The sequence below is a fragment of the Bacteroides sp. 1001136B_160425_E2 genome (genome assembly GCF_015559655.1).
Lineage (GTDB): Bacteria > Bacteroidota > Bacteroidia > Bacteroidales > Bacteroidaceae > Bacteroides > Bacteroides luhongzhouii.
In genome coordinates, this window is sequence record NZ_JADMQH010000001.1 from 101559 (window position 1) to 119211 (window position 17653).

Genomic DNA, 17653 nt, shown 5'->3' on the forward strand with positions numbered 1-17653 from the left:
ATGATAACTTCAACAATCACAAATGATAGGATTACGCAGCTTATCTGCTAAAACACCTATTTATCGATAAATCCTCCTTCAATTGTCTTTTGGCAACCGAAGGAGGATTTCTTTTGTGAATCATACTACAAACTGGTCAATTAATACAAATCCTGATTCAATGAATCATTTGTATACTATATATGAAACAATATTGCACCTCAATGTTGCTTTTCTCTCTTATCTTTGTCGCAGTAAAAACAAACACACACTATAAAGATCATGATTACAAGTAGAAAGATTTCTCAAATCAAAGTTTTTGCTGGTAGTCCTTGGGAAGTAGCCAGCGTAAAGAGTTTATTGAATGAAGCTTATATTCAAGTATCAACGAAAGACAATGGTTTAAACAGTATTTTGATTTCTGTTCCTTGCGAATACTATACTGCAGCCATGCGTGTAATTAATAACAGAAAAGTTTCATAGGTTTTAGGTTTACATATAAATTGGAGAGTTCTTATTGTCAGCAGAAGTTTTCGCAGGATAATACGGTGACTAGCAACTCATTGCACCCTGACAATAAGCTATGACAATAGGCTGACAATAAAAAGATCGTACTTTTATTGTCAGCCTGTTATTTAATAGATTAAATTCACAGCAGAATTATAGAATTCGTTTCAATCTCCTGCATATCTTTCTGATCCAGCAGTTGCTACAAATAGCGTTGTCCGACATAGAATTCTTCTCGAAGGATCGCAGTCTTTCGTATTGTTCCTCCACCATTTTCCATAGACCGTCCAGTCGCGAACTTTGTCCTCTAATTGCCATTAATTCCTGATCCCGCATATTCAAGAGTGAAGCATACAATCTGCTGGTTTTGTTTTTTTCCATGCAAAGTTGCTCTAACTCATCGATATATTCAGACGTAATTCCCAGCTTAGTCCGTTTTATGAATTGCTGGATACTATCATCATCTATGGAAACTGTATCGTTCTCATAAGACACTGTGATTTTTTTCATTTCCACCCAGAGCCAGATATACTCTTTTTCGAGTCGGTATTTCTCGGCTGCCGCTTCTATGCTAATCCATTGTGACATAGTGTTTGTTTTTAATTTGTTATACAACAAGGAATAAATAGTGCTCTGTTGATGTTGATTCAACAAACATTCGCGCTTTTTGTATTCCGGGCGGACAGGAGATTGGGGTTGGGGATTTATAAGGATCATGAAACCAACCGGATACAAGAAAAGCGTGAATGCTGTTGAACCATTATCCGTATTTGAGGCCTAGCAAACCCGTCCGAAAGATAATGATAACAACAGACATCCACGCTAATTGTGTATATATAACACATCTTTCATCGATATGTTGACATACGGCCATTCACGTGGAATATCTGTTGAACCACCCCTCTACGGACAGAAACTTGCTAGATTTCAAATACGAGGGATAAGTCGTAAATATTCCTATTTATAAATATAAAAAAACGCTTCTTACCTATTTCATCACGCTGATGAACAGAAAGCGTATGACAAAGATATGCTTTTTTTTCGAAACAAAGTGGAAATACGGAAATAAATACAGGAAGTTTTGTATTGAAAGAGAGGAAGTTCAATATTAGCAAAGAGCGTATAAGAAATATAAACTCGCTACGAAGCGAATGTCGCCCCCGTTAATTGAATGCTGCGCATCTGGTATCTTTCACTAAAGAAGCAGGTATTGTTCGGCTAAAGCTACGGCATTGTTCAGCTAAGGCAGCAGTATTGTTCAGCTAAAGCTACGGTATCTTTACCTTCCCACGGCCGTGGTGACTTCTTTCCACAGCCGTGACGAATTCCTACCACGGCCGTGGGAAGATCTCGTCACGGCCGTGGCGAACTACCAATACCGGTAAGTTAACGTAAGAATAACGGTGTCTTTATGCAACAATACACAGTGGCGAGCATATCTTTACTTACTTGTTAATGTTTCAAGTCCGCCTTCTTGAATAGAGTATAACAAGAAAGCACATTCTTTATCGCGATAAAGCGCAAATAGTTTGTTTTACAAGTACCTTATCCGTACCTTTGAAACCAATAACAAACACTTACTCTCATTAAATATCAAGAGAAGAAAAATGAAGATTACACAAATCAGGGAAAACGGAGATACGGAGGCACTAAGCGTGACAGACATCGACCTACTGATAGAAAAAATGAAAAAAGAAACCAAGCTCCGCCCGGTAACCGGATTACGTCAGGCCCTGCATTTTGTTCTACCCGACGAACCTTGTTCCCTCGCCAACAAACTACCACGAGTGATTCCCGCAGCAGCCTTCGGGCGAGTGAACGGAGTGAAGCGAATGAAAACCTACAATGGCATTGTAGAACTGACCATCGGTCCGCTAGCCGGAAAGACAGAAGTGGAAATCGTGAAGCAAAAGGCAGCCGAACTTCCCCAAACAATGCTGGCTTTTATGGGAGCAAGTGGTAAAAGCGTCAAGATATGGACTTGCTTCACCCGTCCGGACGGTACTTTACCGCAAACAACGGAAGAAGCCGAAGTGTTTCAGGCACATGCTTACCGGCTTGCCATTAAATGTTATCAGCCTCAACTTCCCTTCAACATTCTATTGAAAGAGCCGAAACTGGAACAATTCTCACGTCTTAGTTATGATCCGGACTTGATTTATCGTCCCACCCCTGTCCCCTTCTATCTTTCACAACCCATCGGTATGCCCGGCGAGATGACTTATCATGAGAAATCGAGCACTGAAGCATCTCCACTGAATCGAGCACTGCCGGGGTATGACACGGAAGATACAGTAGCATTGCTTTATGAAGCGGCATTGCGGAAGACATTCGAAGAAATGGAAACAGACTGGTATCGGAACGATCACGATTTGCAAACGTTAGTAGTCCCGCTTGCCGAAAATTGTTACTACTCCGACATCCCGGAAGAGGAGGTAACCCGACGAACCATCATGCGTTATTACAAAAGAAAAAATCCGATGCTGATACGCGAAATGATAAGAAACGTATATAAGGAATGTAAGGGAGTGCCCAAAAGCAACTGCCTGACTAAAGAGCAACGCCTTAGCCTGCAGATGGACGAATTTATGAATCGCCGTTATGAGTTCCGTTATAATACGCAGATCGGGGAAGTGGAATACCGGGAGCGTTTCTCGTTTCAGTTTTATTTTCATCCTATTGACAAACGAGCACAAAACAGTATCATGCTTGATGCCCAATCCGAAGGTATTGGCGTATGGGACAGGGACATAGACCGATACTTACATTCCAACCGTGTGCCAATCTACAATCCGTTGGAAGAGTTCCTGTTTCATCTACCTCATTGGGACGGCAAAGACCGTATTCATGCTTTGGCAAACAGGGTTCCTTGCAAAAATCCGCATTGGGAATTGCTTTTCCACCGTTGGTTCCTGAATATGGTTTCACATTGGAGAGGGGTAGATAAAATGCACGCGAACAATACGTCGCCCATATTAGTGGGCCGCCAGGGAACTCATAAATCAACTTTCTGCCGTGAAATGATTCCGCCTGCGCTTCGCGCTTACTATACAGACAGCATTGATTTCAGCCATAAACGGGATGCAGAACTGTATCTGAATCGGTTTGCGCTCATCAACATCGATGAGTTTGACCAGATAACTCTGCCACAACAGGGATTCCTGAAACATATTCTTCAAAAGCCTGTGGTCAATCTACGGAAACCGCACGGTCGTTCGGTACTTGAATTGCAACGGTATGCTTCATTTATCGGCACAAGCAATCAGAAGGATTTGCTGACTGATCCTTCGGGAAGCCGCCGTTTCATTTGCATTGAAGTGACGGGAAACATTGACACTACACAGCCGATAGATTATGAACAGCTTTATGCACAAGCCATGCACGAGATTCATCATGGCGAACGCTACTGGTTTGACAGTGAGGATGAGCAGATTATGACGGAAAACAACCGTGAGTTTGAGCAGACACCGGCTATGTTGCAGTTGTTTTATCAGTATTTCAAGGCTGCACAAACGAAAGAGGAAGGGGAATTTCTTACTCCGGTCGAAATATTGAATTATCTGAAGAAGAAAAGCGGTATGTCATTGTCTGATAACAAAGTATACCACTTCGGGAGATTACTGCAAAAATGCGGTATTCCTTCGAAGCATACTTATAAAGGTACTGTTTATCAGGTAATAAAGGTATTATAAGAGATAAAAGTAAGGCTGACAATAAAAGTCGGGATATTTTATTGTCAGCCTATTATCAATGGTTATTGTCAGGTGATAGAAGATTGATATTCATCTACTTGAATATATTCCTGACAGTATGACAATAAAACAAGTACCAATCATTATGAGATCTAAATTTGATATTTTTGTTTCATAGATGAATAGAGGTTATCTTATTTAATTTCATCCACAAAGTCTAGTGTATCACCAGTATTAAACTTGTCGAAATCAGACTGAAACAAACAGTCCTGAATGATACGGTATTTCTCAAATTCAGTTTCCGCATAGTCTTTCGCTTGTTCGGTAGAAACTTTTCCTGAATCATTTAAAACCGGGCGGTCATCACTATCCAAGAATTTGTCTATGCGTTTCGCCCAGTCCTCCATCGTCATAGGAATGTGGCGTTTTGCCCGGTCTTCTGCCAAATCCAGAAAAGCATTGACCAACCGCCCCATTGACTCCAGTTCTTCTTCTTTCAAATAATTCTTTGCTATCGACACATCTGTTTTTACAATCTTTCCGTCAGGAGCTTTCTCCCATGTAGTCAGCCCCATATGTTCTTTTTCTGCATTGGCACGCTCTACAATAAGCTCTGCAGCTGTATGCCCATGAACTGCATAGTGCATTTTATTCTGGACTTTTTTGAAAAACAAACGTGTGGTCGGGGCATTGAGATTATAGTCTATGCTGGTAGCATAAATATCTGTTAGCTTTTGGTAGAAACGTCGCTCACTCAATCGTATTTCCCGGATTTCAGCAAGCAAATGTTCAAAGTAATCTTCATTGATGAATGATCCGTTCTCCATTCGCTTTTTATCAATGACATATCCACGAATGGCAAACTGCCGAAGTATAAATGTACACCATTGCCGAAATTGAGTAGCGCGCACAGAGTTGACGCGATAGCCGACTGAAATGATGGCATCAAGACTATAATATTTTATTGCATAGTTTTTTCCATCAGAAGCAGTTCGTCGGAATTTCCGACAAACTGAATCTTCCTGTAATTCCTGACTCTGAAAGATATTCTGCAAGTGTTCAGCAATAGTAGAACGACCTTTATCAAACAAAAGAGCAATAGCATCCTGGGTTAGCCACAAAGTATCGTCCTGATAAAGCACTTCAATGCCTTCTTCTTTATTCTCTATCTGAAAAATAAGAAATTCAGCCGTACTATTACGTATTTGCAGTTTCTTGCTTCCGTTATTACTTTCTTCCATATTCATCTTGAACATTCATTTCTTTTAGAAGAAACAAATGTACTTAGAACATATCGAACTGCCAAAGATAGTATCTCCTATTTTATAGCTACTTTCGTCTGTAATCTTATGTCATCGGAAACAGCACCAATCATTATCTGGAAAGTTCCCTAAAAAGATCATAATTACAGTAGAAAACTTTCTATGTACTCCTTTAGCTCCTTGACTTCGTTTTGAAGTTCATATACTGGATCGGTTGGCAGGTTTAACAGTAACTGAAGAACCGCAACGAAAGCACGCATTATACCCCTATTTATTTCAATAGCAGTATCAGAGTTTAGAACACTACTAAGCATTGCTACGCCTAGTTCCGTAAAAGCAAAAGGCATATATTTAAAATTACTGCCTCTTCCTTTGTTCAAGGTCACAATTTGTGATCTTGAAAGTTCGTCCTTCGTGAGTTCAAACATAAAGTCCTCACCTTCGAACCTTTTTAAATTACGTCTAACAGCTTGTTTTAGCACCCTGTTGTCTATTCCATACATTTCCGCCCAATCAAAGTCTAACATCACCTTTTGCCCGCGTATGTCGTTTCACTTCCCGTTCTTCACCACGCTTCAGTTTGCAAGTCAGCATTAGCCATCCTTCCAATGTACTGGAAAAAACATTTTCAGAAAGATACCTGAATAAAAAACCTGCAAACATTTCTTGTCCATGTTTGCAGGTTTTCAATTTACCGAATCGATCTGTTAATCAATATCTATTCAAGTTTTACTTTCATATCAACAACAGTTGGTTGTACGAATGATTGCGAAGCTCCATTATCACCACGTCTACCGTTATTTGAAGTAGCATCATTATGATTAGGAGACTGGTCAAGCACATACCATATATTCTGCCCGTCTTCCGTACGTTTCTCATAATCTTCTCCATTCAATTTCCAGTACCCCACCAAACCGCCAGTATTTGGATCTACATACATCATGTTTTCACGAATCTGATTAGCTGTACGGGCTACTGACCATAATCGCACTTCACTCATATATCCGTACCACCTACGATTAGGATCATAGTCATAAGCATAACCAATACTAAAGTGTTGATTCAGATTGAATGTTTTTTCACCCATCGTTTTTTCAACAATTTTCTGACCATTTACATAGAGTGTTCCTACAGAGCCATCATAAGTGAATGCTACATGATACCACTTATTAAGTTGAAGAATAGATGCATCGGGAACTTGCATAGCAACACCATCCCCTGCCATCTGAAGTTCATTATCCGGATGTTTCAAGTCACCGGTTCGCATGATCAAGACACCCTCATTACCCATAATTGTGCCCAGATTCTTCCAATAGTCAGCATAAACCAACGCTTCGTATGTCAAAGCACCCATAGCTTTACAAGAAACAGGCAAGCGAACATCCAACCAATTCGGATTAATATCATATACTTTATTAATAACAATTGGTTTCTTCACGACAATGTATGCAACATTGGAACCTTCTACCATTGCTATATCCGAACTTTTCACTACAACAGGAAGTATATAGGTCACTCCAAATTCTCCTTTCGAAATATTTTTCAAAGATATTTCACAAGGATCGGCATAAAGCTCTCCAGCATTAATCTTCGAAGTTTTCTCTCCCATCACGTAATTATCAGCCGACATTAATAGCCCGGTAATTCCATGTTTTTGATTATATTTATCTACGAGGCTTTGATCTCCTATCTCATACGTTACGTTTACTTCATTTTTCACCATGTTGGATATGCGTGACGCTATCTCGCACTCATAAGTATCCTCTTCGACCTCCACTTTCACCACTTTATCTTCAAAGAAAAGTTTCGGTTCAAGCAAATCGCTTTCGCTATCGTTACAACTAACGCCGGAGAAAGACAACGCAACTAATGCACATGTATATAATAATTTGATATGTTTCATTGTTCTTCTTTATTATTAGATTGTTTGTCCATATATTCCTGATAAGCCTTCTGATTCAGTTGTATAGCCTGACGCATATATTTATAATCAGGAGTATTGTCATAATCATTATCCAAACGGTAGGCACCTACTCCACCCTTCGGACCTCTCTCTGAATTAAAGCCGGCCCAATTCAGCAAAACACCTCCCCAATCCCAATTGCGTTCAAAATCTTCCGTCAGAAGATGTTTACGTGTGTTATAGTATTCATCTCCACACCAGTCCCTTACCTCGTCTATTCTATATTCACCAGAAAAATTATAGTATGCCTGGCTAATAAAATAATCAAAATAAGGCGCTGATTCTTTTGCCGCATGCCAGATTTCACCATCAAGAGCTAAATAGTAGTGTTTTCCATTCGGTCGCTCCGTGGCTAGAGGACCAAAATATTTGCCAACTTCCGTTACAAAATAATGCAGATATTTACCTCCTTCACCTTTCAGACTACCACCGCCGTCGCCACCTCCATTAGGTTCCCAGTCAATATCAAAACCATCATAACCAGTAGCTACGATTGTATCCACAAGTGCTTTAGCATACCTTTTAATGGCATTGAGATGTTCTTCCGATCCCTTTACGCCACTGGTAAATCCCCAATAAGCCTCGGTTGCATTGTTAATTAACTCGGTCAGCTTCTTACTTGTCACACCCGGATTTTCGGCTTGTACTTTCTCTGAAACAGAGGAAGGAGTAATACCAGTTCCAATGTTATGCAAAATAAAACAAGCCAGGAGTCTTCCACCTTTCTTTTGCTGGAAAATATTCTTATCTGCGATCTTCGCTTCATTCAAATCGAAAGGACCACTCCACATGGAAACCATATCAATGCTATCCGGCAAAGAAGCTAAATAACCTTTGCGGACAGCTCCTTCCGGTGACCAGTTACTGAACCATCCAAAAGATATAGGACGACTGTAGTCCTTACCTGTTTCTTTCCAGGCCCGCAAGTCGGCATAATACTGCTCACTTTCCCCGTTATTCATCGTGTTGTAGCCACCAACATGGTCTATTTCCAAGCTTTCTACTTCAGTACACGACACAAACATCATTCCTACAAGAGGTATAATATATAATAGTTGTTTTAACCTTTTCATATTGTTCATAGTTTACTATAGTTGTCCATTTTTACAATCCCACCACAGTTTGGTCGACGGTTTGTCTTCACCACCAAGAAGCTTCAATGCTTCTTCGTAATTAGCCTTATCATCTGCAGATGTAGAAAACTTATTCGGATATTTCATACGACGAATACCACTTTCTTTGGTGATTCCTTCGGAAGTTCCTCTATTAGTTTGAACTAGATTCAGTTTCGGGTAACCAGTTCTTCTCCATTCTGTCCATGCTTCCTGTCCGTTTGGATAAAGGGCAATCCACTTCTGAATCATTATTTTCTCCAATTTTTGCTCCGGTGTCCCACTGAATGCAGTCGTTGCTGTTGTAGGAGCCGATGCAGTATAACGGTAGGGTTTATCTGTCTCATGTCCCACCGGAGCTTCCCCTTTAGCCATATAGCTGTCCACTGATGAGTCAACTCCATTTTCGGCAAATGACATCGCAATTCCTTGTTTGTATAGTGATTCAGCATCGCCGAACTCTCCCTGCCATTTAAGCGCAGCTTCCGCACGAAGGAAATACACTTCGGAAGCACGCATCCAATAGGTAGGAGTCGAAGAAATAATATTAGGCTCAGAAAAAGCTTTAAAAACATCATTCTTTGCATACGTATGTCCCGGAGGTACAGCCTGATACTTATTCTTATCAAAAGCCTCAGTTGCCTGCTCGCTTTCCGAAGGCTTAAAATAAGCGCTAAGCCGCGGGTCCTGATAACCTAATAAGTATGAATACATTGAAGACCCCATACGGCAATCAGTATAAGTTACAGACAACCATTCTATATTATTCCGAAATACAAAACCGGCACCTACACTAATTTGAGCTTCATCTGATTTATCCGTCATTACACCAAATTCTTGTTTCAAAGCCTGCAAAGCATAAGTTTTCGCAGTTTTTTCATCAGCATATCTGATGCGCATGGCCAAACGAAGCATTAATGAATTGGCATACTTTACCCATTTCTTTGCATCGCCTCCATAAACAACATCATAATCGGCAACAATCGTTCCTCCTGTTCTTGCTTTAGGAGTCAGGGTCACAATAGCAGCTGCCAAATCTTTGAACATGGCATCATATACCTCTTTTTCACTATCAAATGGAATAACCAAAGCTGCCTCGCCTGCATGTGTATAAGCAATAGGGCCAAACGACTCTAGCGTTTTGTGCCACGCAGAAATCTTCACAATTTGTGCCAAAGCAAAAACTTCCGGCGTATCTGCTTTTTCTGATTCCAATTTCACTTTCTTCCAAGCAGGAATTATTTCAGTATAAGAGTTCTTATAAGTAGCCGAAATCCAATCATCCATCAACCAATAAGTCAGATTGTTCGATCCGCCATTCCACTCAGAGCTTTTATTTTGACCAAAGTATCCACTCCATGAATCGGCAGACAGATTATAAGAAGTCTGATATTCATTAATTATTTTCGTATCATTAGCTTGAGTTCCTACAGGAAACACAGTCCTTTCCATAGCCGTAATAGAGCCTCCAACTGCAAAACCATCCCTTTTTCCCATCTCCTCAGTCACCTCGAACGGGTTGGTATTTATCTCTTCAAAGTCACAAGCAGTCAAAAACGACAAGGCGAAGATGCCTGCTAACAGTTTATTTTGATTTATTTTTTTCATGGGTCAATTATAGTTTAAATTTAATGCCGAAACCGAAACTTCTGACACTCGGTTGCATAAAATAGTCATTACCTTGTCCATAAGTACCGGTGGACGGGGTCAACTCCGGGTCATAGGGAGCTTTGCAATAAAGCATCCACGGGTTGTTGGCTATAAATGACAAGGTTACATCCTTCAGTACATTTTTAAACCAGAGATTAGGAAATTTATAACTCAAGGTCAGTTCTTGCAAACGAATATTGGTGGCACTATAAACATAATATCCGGATGTAGTATAATCTCCTGTACCTATCTTCTTATAGTATGTTTGAGCATCCACTCTTCCTTGTCCCGGTATCATAGCTCCACCAGCATCACGTGCATCCGCCGACGCCTTTGAAACTCCAAAACTATCCAGAATAGCCTGTGTAGAAGAAGTTACTACACCACCAAAACGACCGTTGATCATAAAACTCAATCCGAAACCTTTGTAAGAGAATGAGTTATTCCATCCTAAATTGAAATCCGGTGAAGTCTTCCCTAAGAAAACGTCTTCACCTCTAACAGTATCATAAGAACCGTCTTCCTTAATTTCAACATATCCTTGACTGTCTTTTTTCAAGAAAGTATTAGCATAAATATCATTAATACTGCCGCCAACTTTCAGTATAATACGTCCATTTTCCTTTAAAACTTCCTGGATATTAATAGGTTCAGCACTCATTGAGGTATGATAATTATTTACCATCTCTTTAATCTCGTTTACATTACGTGAAAAAGTAAATGTAGAAGAAATATTAAAGTCCTTAAAACTATCACTATACCCTAAAGATGCTTCCCAACCGCGATTTTCAACATTACCGGCCTGCAAATAAATTTGCTTATATCCAGTGTTTTCATTCAAGTTACCGATGAACGTCTGATTGTATGTATTCGATTTATAATAAGTGAGCTCTGCAGAAATCTTTTTCCATAAACGAACACTCAATCCGAATTCGTAAGAGCGTGTACGTTCCGCTTTAAAGTCTGTAAACGGGTAAATTCCAGTAGAAGCTAGTGCACCACCCTCAATTGGTTCAGTTACAGTCCCCGGGGTAAGACCCGATCTTGAAATCGGAGCACCTACTTCCGTATAAGAGCCACGGACTTTTAAATAAGATATAAAATCAGGCAGTTTTACCATCTCGGAAATAATGCCGGACAAACCGACTGACGGATAGAAAAATGATTCTTCATCTGTATTTACCAAACGGGAATTCCAATCATTACGTCCGGTCAAAGTAAGATAAAGCATACTCTTCCAACCTAGTTCAACATTGGCAAAAATTGCATGATTACGTACATGACTATCGCCTCCCTTTTCAGAAATACGTCCGTTGGTTGCATCAATATTACCAGCAGTAAACATATTAGTTACTCCCTGTAAAGTGCCTTTGTATCCTCTTTGCAATGCCCAATAATTAGAATAGCTATAACCTAAGTTAGCGGCAATACTAAAATCCTGAATTCTCTTATTGATATTCAGCATAAAGTCTGCATATTCCTGACGGTCATTATAGTTGACGTATTCATAGTGTCCTTTCTTACCCTCTGCAAACTTTTCATCAGAAGTGGCGTATATCTTACGCTCATATAATACATAAGTATCATCCATACGGAAACGAGCGGCCGCATTTAACCAGTCCGTTATTTTATAAGTCAGACCGACATTAAACATATAACGACTCTTGTCATTGGTAGCAACGTTACGATAAGCAGTCCAATATGGGTTCTGGGAAGCATACGTTGAATCTCCTATCGGCCAATACTGTATGGGGATATAACGGTCTTGACTATAATGTTCAAAAGTCTTGATCGCTTCGAAACTCTCGCCGCGAGGGAAAAGATAAGCAGCCATAGTCGGATTCCAATACTGTCCCTGTGAGACCATATTCTTATCTTTTTGTTTCACATAAGATGCACCTAAATCCAACTGTAATTTATCATTCAGGAATGTAGCTGTGTTACGGATTGTGAAATTCAAACGATCATATTCATTATTGGGCACAATTCCATTCGAATTCGTTGAAGAAATAGAAGCAAAAGTTTGATTCTGCTTTGTGCCAGTTGATAAAGTCAATGAATTAATAAAATTTGTTCCTGTATTAAAGAAGTCTTTTTTCGGATCATAGGAGCTGGGGGTTACTAATTTATCTCCCCAACTTTCAAACATACCATCTATATTTCCATAAGTATTTTGGAATTCAGGTGTCATATACGCTTTGCTAAATTCAGTAGAAGAAGAGAAAGATAATTGCAATTTACCTTCCTTACCTTTTTTCGTAGTTATCAAAATAACGCCGTTTGCAGCACTACTACCATACAGGGCAGCTGCAGAAGGTCCGCTCAACACAGAAAGGCTTTCAATATCTTCAGGGTTAAAATCAGCAATACCTTCTGTACCAGCTTTTCCTTCCCCCATAATACCACTATCAGTATTTCCCATATTAGTATTGAACAAAGGAATACCATCGACTACATACAAAGCATTGTTGTCACCTTCAATAGATTTCGCGCCACGCATTACAACACGCGTTGCACCACCTACTCCACTACCGCTTTTGTTAATACTGACTCCAGCTATCTTACCATTTAATGAGTTCACAAAATTAGCATCTTTTACAACAGTCAGTTCATCACCTTTTATCTGCTGCACATTGTAAGACAATGCTTTTTCCGCACGTTTGATACCCAACGCCGTAACAACAACTTCATCCAGCACTTCAGTATCCTGCCTCATTATAATCTGATAAAAGTCTTTTTTAGAAACAGGGATCATCTGAGTAGCATATCCTATATAAGATATTTTTACGGTAGAATTCTCTGCAGCTTTTATTGTAAAATTACCGTCAAAATCGGTAATTGTACCTGTAGAACTTCCATTCACAGATACGTTTACTCCAATCAGCGGTTCACCACTTTCATCAGAAACTTTTCCTTTGATATCTTTTAGAGTTTGTGTGACTACGGGCTTCTTTTCAATAATTATAATGTAATTACCTTGAATTTGGTATGAAAAGCCTGTCCCTTTTAGAATAGTGTCAAGTGAAGTCGCAAGTGATGCATTCTTCAAGTTTAATTGGGCTATTTCTTTTCCTTTTAGCTGGGAATCACTATAATTTATAGACATTTTAGACTGCTTTTCTACAGTCTTTAACGCATCAATAACAGTGATATTCTTTTGTTGGATAGTTATTTTACTATCATTTTGAGCTAAAGCGAGAGTCTGCATAAGTATGAGACCTAAAAAAATGAGAAAGACTCGCTTTTGAGCAATTTGTTCTGCTATTTTTTCGTAAATTTGTAGCATCTTTTTTTAGTATTAGTTAATTGGTTATTATTCTAGGATCAATCAGAATAGCGTCAATACACGCTAATATTAAAGAGAATTGATTTCATATCCGGGAGGAACGGGCATTCCTTCCGGGTATTTTTTTGCATCTTGCATTAAATTTAAAAGGTTCTATAATCTATTCATTTTTTATAATATAACATTTATTACCCTTAATCACATAGTGAATATCTCCTACAACCTGTGTCATAATCTTCATAACTTCTTCCAAAGTTGCCTGTTTTTGAAAACGGAAACTATAGGTATTGTTCTTCAAGCTATTAGGGCTATACACAAGTGTATATGGGAATTTGCGCTCCAGATGGGTAAATATGTCTTCCAAATACATATTGCTGAATACTAATTCACCACGTTGCCAAGCCGTTACTTCATCAATTTCAGGCTGATACAATTTATGGGTTTTGGTCAGCTTATTATATGCCAACTGCTGATTAGGTTTTAAAATAACATTAGTCATAAGGTTATTAAACTCCACACTCACACTTCCTTCCAACAATGTCGCAGTTAAATTCTCACTCTCCGGATATGCATTAACATTAAATTCTGTTCCTAAAGCAGTAACCTGAAAATCGTTCGCTTTTACAATAAATGGATGTTTCTTATCCGCTTTAACCTTAAAATTAGCTTCACCTATTAAATACACACTTCTAGTCTTCCCACTAAACTGGTCTGGATACAGTAAAGTACTTTTTGAATTCAGCATCACACGTGTACCATCCGGCAACGTAAGTTCACGAATTTCTGCTGTTGGCATATAACATTCAACTAAATCTTTTTCCGGCCGGTTCTTTTCCAATATTAGATAAATAGAAACAGACGAGACCGCTAACAAGAAAATAGCTGCCGCTCTCCATATAAGCAACTGGTAATTTCTATGAGAAGTAGCCGACTGTATTCCCAAATTCTGCTGCATTCGTCGTATTGATTGTTGCATACCACCAGAAACTCTCTGCTCCCCGGCTTGTTTCCAAAGCTCGCGAAGAGCCTCATTCTTTTCATCAACATGCTCCTCATCAGCCAACCACTGTTGCACTTTCTTCTGTGTATCGGCTGAATAGTTATTATGACCGAACAGTTCTACGAGTTGTTGAATATAATTTTTCATGAATCTTTTTCTTTCTTTTTTTTGGCTTTATATACTAAATACAACTACTACACACACACTACTTAAAAATATTGGAGAAAAAAATAAAAAGGAGAAGTACCTTCTTTAATTCTATCAATGCCAAATAAACCTGATGTTCTATTGTTCGAATAAAAACATCAAGTTTATCTGCTATTTCTTTATGACTTAATCCCCGAAAACGACTAAGTTCGAATATCAACCTCCGACGCTTCGGCATCTTCTCTAAGGTCAGCTGAATAATCATCAGCATTTCCTTGTAATATACGTTATTCAAGATCTCTTCCTTCTCTGTCAATTCGTAAAGAAGAGTCTTCTCTATAACTTCCGACTGATATTCCTGCTCCACTTGTTGATGTTTAAAGATATTCAGAACAATATTTCTAGTCATTATAAAAATATAATTGTCTAGTTCTTTATCATTGTCCAACCACAATTCGGGCTGTAACCAGAGCTTACAGAAAACATCTTGAGCCACATCTTCCGCATCAGTTTCCGATTTAAGCAGCATTTGAGCAAAGTTCTTTACCTTCGGAAAATTCAAAGTAAAAAACCTCTGAAACTTTAATTCAATCTGCTTGTCGTTATTTTCCATCTCTCCAGTATTTTTCAGTATTAACGGTTAAATCAAAATGTAGCACATATTAGGGTAAAGAAGCGGCTGCCTATATATCATTAAATGCAAAATCATAATCTGAAAGCAAAATAAAAGATTAATAACACAATAAAAAAATATTATTCCTATTTTTTGATTTATTTTTTCCAGGCAGCTATTGCATAGAACTCAAAAGAAATAAAATCGAATGTATATTATACACTCATAAAAATAAAAAAGGCTTCATGAATCAATGATTCATAAAGCCTATAAAGAATACTCGTACTCGAAGCGGGACTTGAACCCGCACAGCCGCAATGGCCAAAGGATTTTAAGTCCTTCGTGCCGGGTCACCATTCGAGCATCCTAATGGCTATAAATCAACACATTACCTAATTTACATCTATCAATGTACCCATGTGGTTTACATATTGGTTTACATCAACCATGTAAAACAAGATAAGTTATTCAATACGTTAATAATCCCTTTGCAGTATAATACTGCACTACAAAAGTAATGAAATTATTTGTTCCAATAGTCAAATTACAGCATATTGATAATAAAAAACAGCAAATGAATTTCTTCAAATGCTGTTTTTATCGATGACGATTATTCTTCATATATATTCCTTATCTCACGCCAAGGAGAAGTAGTACTGTAAGAATTAAAACACCCTTTAGGAACATATAATTTAGTATATTTAGCTTGGTCAGAATTAAAAATAGAAGCTGCGGAATATGGAGCAATCCGAGTTTTTATATGTACCTCAATATTAGCAGAACACCCCCAAAATATATTATACCCTATATTCTTTAAATTTGAACCTATATTTATTTTTTTTAGACCACAGCCCAAAAACGCTTCTGTCTCAATAGTAGTCACAGCCTCTGGAATATCAATATCTTTTATTCCCGACGAAATAAACAGCTGTTTGCTTATTTTATTTAAATTAGACGGTAACTTCACTGTCTTTAGCGATGTACACTTATGGAAACTAGCATTACCTATTTCTGAAATATTATCATGTAAATTAATTTTCGACAACTGAGTACAACAAAAAAAAGCATATTCTTCTATTTTGGTTATATTATCAGGAAGGACTATTTCTTGCAAAGTCCTACAATTGTGAAATAATCTAATAGGTATAGTATTGGATTTGGTAGTATACTGTTGATGATTATGTATATAATATGTCCCTCCACCAACAAAAAATGCATTAGACAAATCAAGCTTAGTCAACTTTCCGTTTGTTACATACTCATCACCATATACATTTGTTCGGGACATCTCCCTAACAAACAACATATCATCACCATTTACATAACCTCCAAGAGTTAAGTCCGTTATTTCATTCTTTTTGTCATCACTAATATAATTACTTAATGTCCCTCCTTCACTTAAGAATATGACAGCTTTTCCCCCTTCTATCCGATTTTTACCACCTTGTATTATCTGCACCTCCCGTTTAACATCACTTTTTTCATCATAAAATAGTAAACTTGCACAGCGAATTTTATCCGTTGTATTTTGTTTGATAGTATAATAAAGAGTATGACTTGATATTCCACGAGTATGTGATGCTTCTTGTATCCAATCCACAGCAGGTAATTTTACCTTAAAATCAAAATTACTTTTAACTCTAACAGTAATCATTTCTTCACTATCACTTACTAAATACTTAGCTGAAGTAAGTAACATTCCTTCTCCTGTTTGATAAATATGTATTGTCTCTGATTTATCATTTCCTCGAATTATAATTTCCCCTTCACGTTTATCATATTCCCAACTATACTGTACAGTAAATGATAAAATATTGCTAGACAAAGAGCGAGATTTATTATTTTGAACAATCCAACTTTGATATGCTGGCGGAATAATGACTTCATATTCTATATTCGATTTTACTTCAACATCAATTATATGGTTAGATTTATCCAACTCAAAAATATTTGATGATACTAAAAGTGCATCTTGCTGTTTTTGAGTAATCTTTATTCTTTTTTCTATTTCTCCGACTTTCAACGTTAATATGGCATTACGTTCATCATAAAATGTGTTCTCTGTTACTTTTATCGTCAGTGATACAGTACCTGCTACTCCATTATTAGAGGAAACAGTACACCATTCTATATTAGTTGGTATAGCAATATTCCATTTCTTGTTAGTCTCGAAAGTTAAAGTTTTCTCCTCATTATTTGAGGTAAAACAGATTCCTTTTTCAAAATACCCTTCACTTTCTCCCAAAGGTATTAATATAGTCTCAACATCATGGCTTTCTTCCTCTCTTGAATCGTTGACAGGATTATCATCTCCACAACCTATCAATACAAGAAGCGCATATACAATGCTACTAATAAATACAATATAATTATTTCTCATTATTTCATTCATTTAAAAACAGTAAAGGAGTAAATGCTAGCCTAATAAGACTAGCACTATAC

At 38.0% G+C, this 17653-nt stretch carries 11 protein-coding genes, 1 tRNA gene and 1 pseudogene; 2 read left to right on the forward strand and 11 right to left on the reverse strand.

What is annotated here, in order from left to right; genetic code table 11:
- The first annotated feature begins 261 nt into the window (after window positions 1-261).
- Window positions 262-462: a DUF2007-related protein gene (locus I2I04_RS00345; RefSeq protein ID WP_143257034.1), complete on the forward strand. Its 201-nt coding sequence runs from the start codon at window positions 262-264 to the stop codon at window positions 460-462.
- Window positions 463-639: 177 nt separating this feature from the next.
- On the opposite strand, the gene I2I04_RS00350 is transcribed toward I2I04_RS00345, so the two are convergent.
- On the reverse strand, window positions 640-1074 hold the full coding sequence (locus I2I04_RS00350) for a hypothetical protein (protein WP_004305010.1): 435 nt from the start codon (window positions 1072-1074) through the stop codon (window positions 640-642).
- Between the two features lie 1019 nt (window positions 1075-2093).
- Between I2I04_RS00350 and I2I04_RS00355 the strand changes: the two genes are divergently transcribed.
- Window positions 2094-4178, forward strand: coding sequence for a BT4734/BF3469 family protein (locus I2I04_RS00355; RefSeq protein WP_195654012.1), 2085 nt, complete (start codon window positions 2094-2096; stop codon window positions 4176-4178).
- Between the two features lie 194 nt (window positions 4179-4372).
- On the opposite strand, the gene I2I04_RS00360 is transcribed toward I2I04_RS00355, so the two are convergent.
- The 10 genes and pseudogenes from I2I04_RS00360 to I2I04_RS00405 all read right to left on the reverse strand — a co-directional run bounded on the left by I2I04_RS00360 (window position 4373) and on the right by I2I04_RS00405 (window position 17591).
- A complete protein-coding gene (locus tag I2I04_RS00360) occupies window positions 4373-5434 on the reverse strand; it encodes a virulence RhuM family protein (RefSeq protein WP_195654013.1) in 1062 nt (353 codons plus the stop codon).
- Between the two features lie 161 nt (window positions 5435-5595).
- A pseudogene (locus I2I04_RS00365) lies at window positions 5596-5985 on the reverse strand (ORF6N domain-containing protein); the annotation flags it as partial.
- Between the two features lie 173 nt (window positions 5986-6158).
- The gene (locus I2I04_RS00370; RefSeq protein WP_195654014.1) at window positions 6159-7343 is read right to left on the reverse strand and encodes a DUF1735 and LamG domain-containing protein; all 1185 of its coding nucleotides are present in this window, start codon (window positions 7341-7343) and stop codon (window positions 6159-6161) included.
- A complete protein-coding gene (locus I2I04_RS00375) occupies window positions 7340-8476 on the reverse strand; it encodes a glycoside hydrolase family 18 (RefSeq protein ID WP_195654015.1) in 1137 nt (378 codons plus the stop codon). The genes I2I04_RS00370 and I2I04_RS00375 overlap by 4 nt, the downstream gene beginning before the upstream one ends.
- A gap of 15 nt (window positions 8477-8491) precedes the next feature.
- The gene (locus I2I04_RS00380) at window positions 8492-10123 is read right to left on the reverse strand and encodes a SusD/RagB family nutrient-binding outer membrane lipoprotein (RefSeq protein WP_195654016.1); all 1632 of its coding nucleotides are present in this window, start codon (window positions 10121-10123) and stop codon (window positions 8492-8494) included.
- Between the two features lie 7 nt (window positions 10124-10130).
- Window positions 10131-13451: a TonB-dependent receptor gene (locus I2I04_RS00385; protein WP_195654017.1), complete on the reverse strand. Its 3321-nt coding sequence runs from the start codon at window positions 13449-13451 to the stop codon at window positions 10131-10133.
- 160 nt (window positions 13452-13611) lie between these two features.
- Window positions 13612-14598, reverse strand: coding sequence for a FecR family protein (locus I2I04_RS00390; protein WP_195654018.1), 987 nt, complete (start codon window positions 14596-14598; stop codon window positions 13612-13614).
- 58 nt (window positions 14599-14656) lie between these two features.
- Window positions 14657-15211: an RNA polymerase sigma-70 factor gene (locus tag I2I04_RS00395; RefSeq protein WP_195654019.1), complete on the reverse strand. Its 555-nt coding sequence runs from the start codon at window positions 15209-15211 to the stop codon at window positions 14657-14659.
- A 283-nt stretch (window positions 15212-15494) separates the two neighbouring features.
- Window positions 15495-15574 (reverse strand) — tRNA-Leu (locus I2I04_RS00400).
- A 247-nt stretch (window positions 15575-15821) separates the two neighbouring features.
- Window positions 15822-17591 carry a leucine-rich repeat protein gene (locus I2I04_RS00405; RefSeq protein WP_158570820.1) on the reverse strand — a complete coding sequence of 590 codons (1770 nt, stop codon included), beginning with the start codon at window positions 17589-17591 and terminating at the stop codon, window positions 15822-15824.
- Window positions 17592-17653: the final 62 nt, after the last annotated feature.

What these genes read in the sequence shown, in the direction of transcription:
- I2I04_RS00370 (WP_195654014.1), bottom strand. Translation starts at nt 7,343, where the DNA reads ATGAAACATATCAAATTATTATATACATGTGCATTAGTTGCGTTGTCT.
- I2I04_RS00405 (WP_158570820.1), bottom strand. Translation starts at nt 17,591, where the DNA reads ATGAGAAATAATTATATTGTATTTATTAGTAGCATTGTATATGCGCTT.
- I2I04_RS00375 (WP_195654015.1), bottom strand. Translation starts at nt 8,476, where the DNA reads ATGAAAAGGTTAAAACAACTATTATATATTATACCTCTTGTAGGAATG.
- I2I04_RS00350 (WP_004305010.1), bottom strand. Translation starts at nt 1,074, where the DNA reads ATGTCACAATGGATTAGCATAGAAGCGGCAGCCGAGAAATACCGACTC.
- I2I04_RS00345 (WP_143257034.1), top strand. Translation starts at nt 262, where the DNA reads ATGATTACAAGTAGAAAGATTTCTCAAATCAAAGTTTTTGCTGGTAGT.
- I2I04_RS00385 (WP_195654017.1), bottom strand. Translation starts at nt 13,451, where the DNA reads ATGCTACAAATTTACGAAAAAATAGCAGAACAAATTGCTCAAAAGCGA.
- I2I04_RS00380 (WP_195654016.1), bottom strand. Translation starts at nt 10,123, where the DNA reads ATGAAAAAAATAAATCAAAATAAACTGTTAGCAGGCATCTTCGCCTTG.
- I2I04_RS00355 (WP_195654012.1), top strand. Translation starts at nt 2,094, where the DNA reads ATGAAGATTACACAAATCAGGGAAAACGGAGATACGGAGGCACTAAGC.
- I2I04_RS00360 (WP_195654013.1), bottom strand. Translation starts at nt 5,434, where the DNA reads ATGTTCAAGATGAATATGGAAGAAAGTAATAACGGAAGCAAGAAACTG.
- I2I04_RS00390 (WP_195654018.1), bottom strand. Translation starts at nt 14,598, where the DNA reads ATGAAAAATTATATTCAACAACTCGTAGAACTGTTCGGTCATAATAAC.
- I2I04_RS00395 (WP_195654019.1), bottom strand. Translation starts at nt 15,211, where the DNA reads ATGGAAAATAACGACAAGCAGATTGAATTAAAGTTTCAGAGGTTTTTT.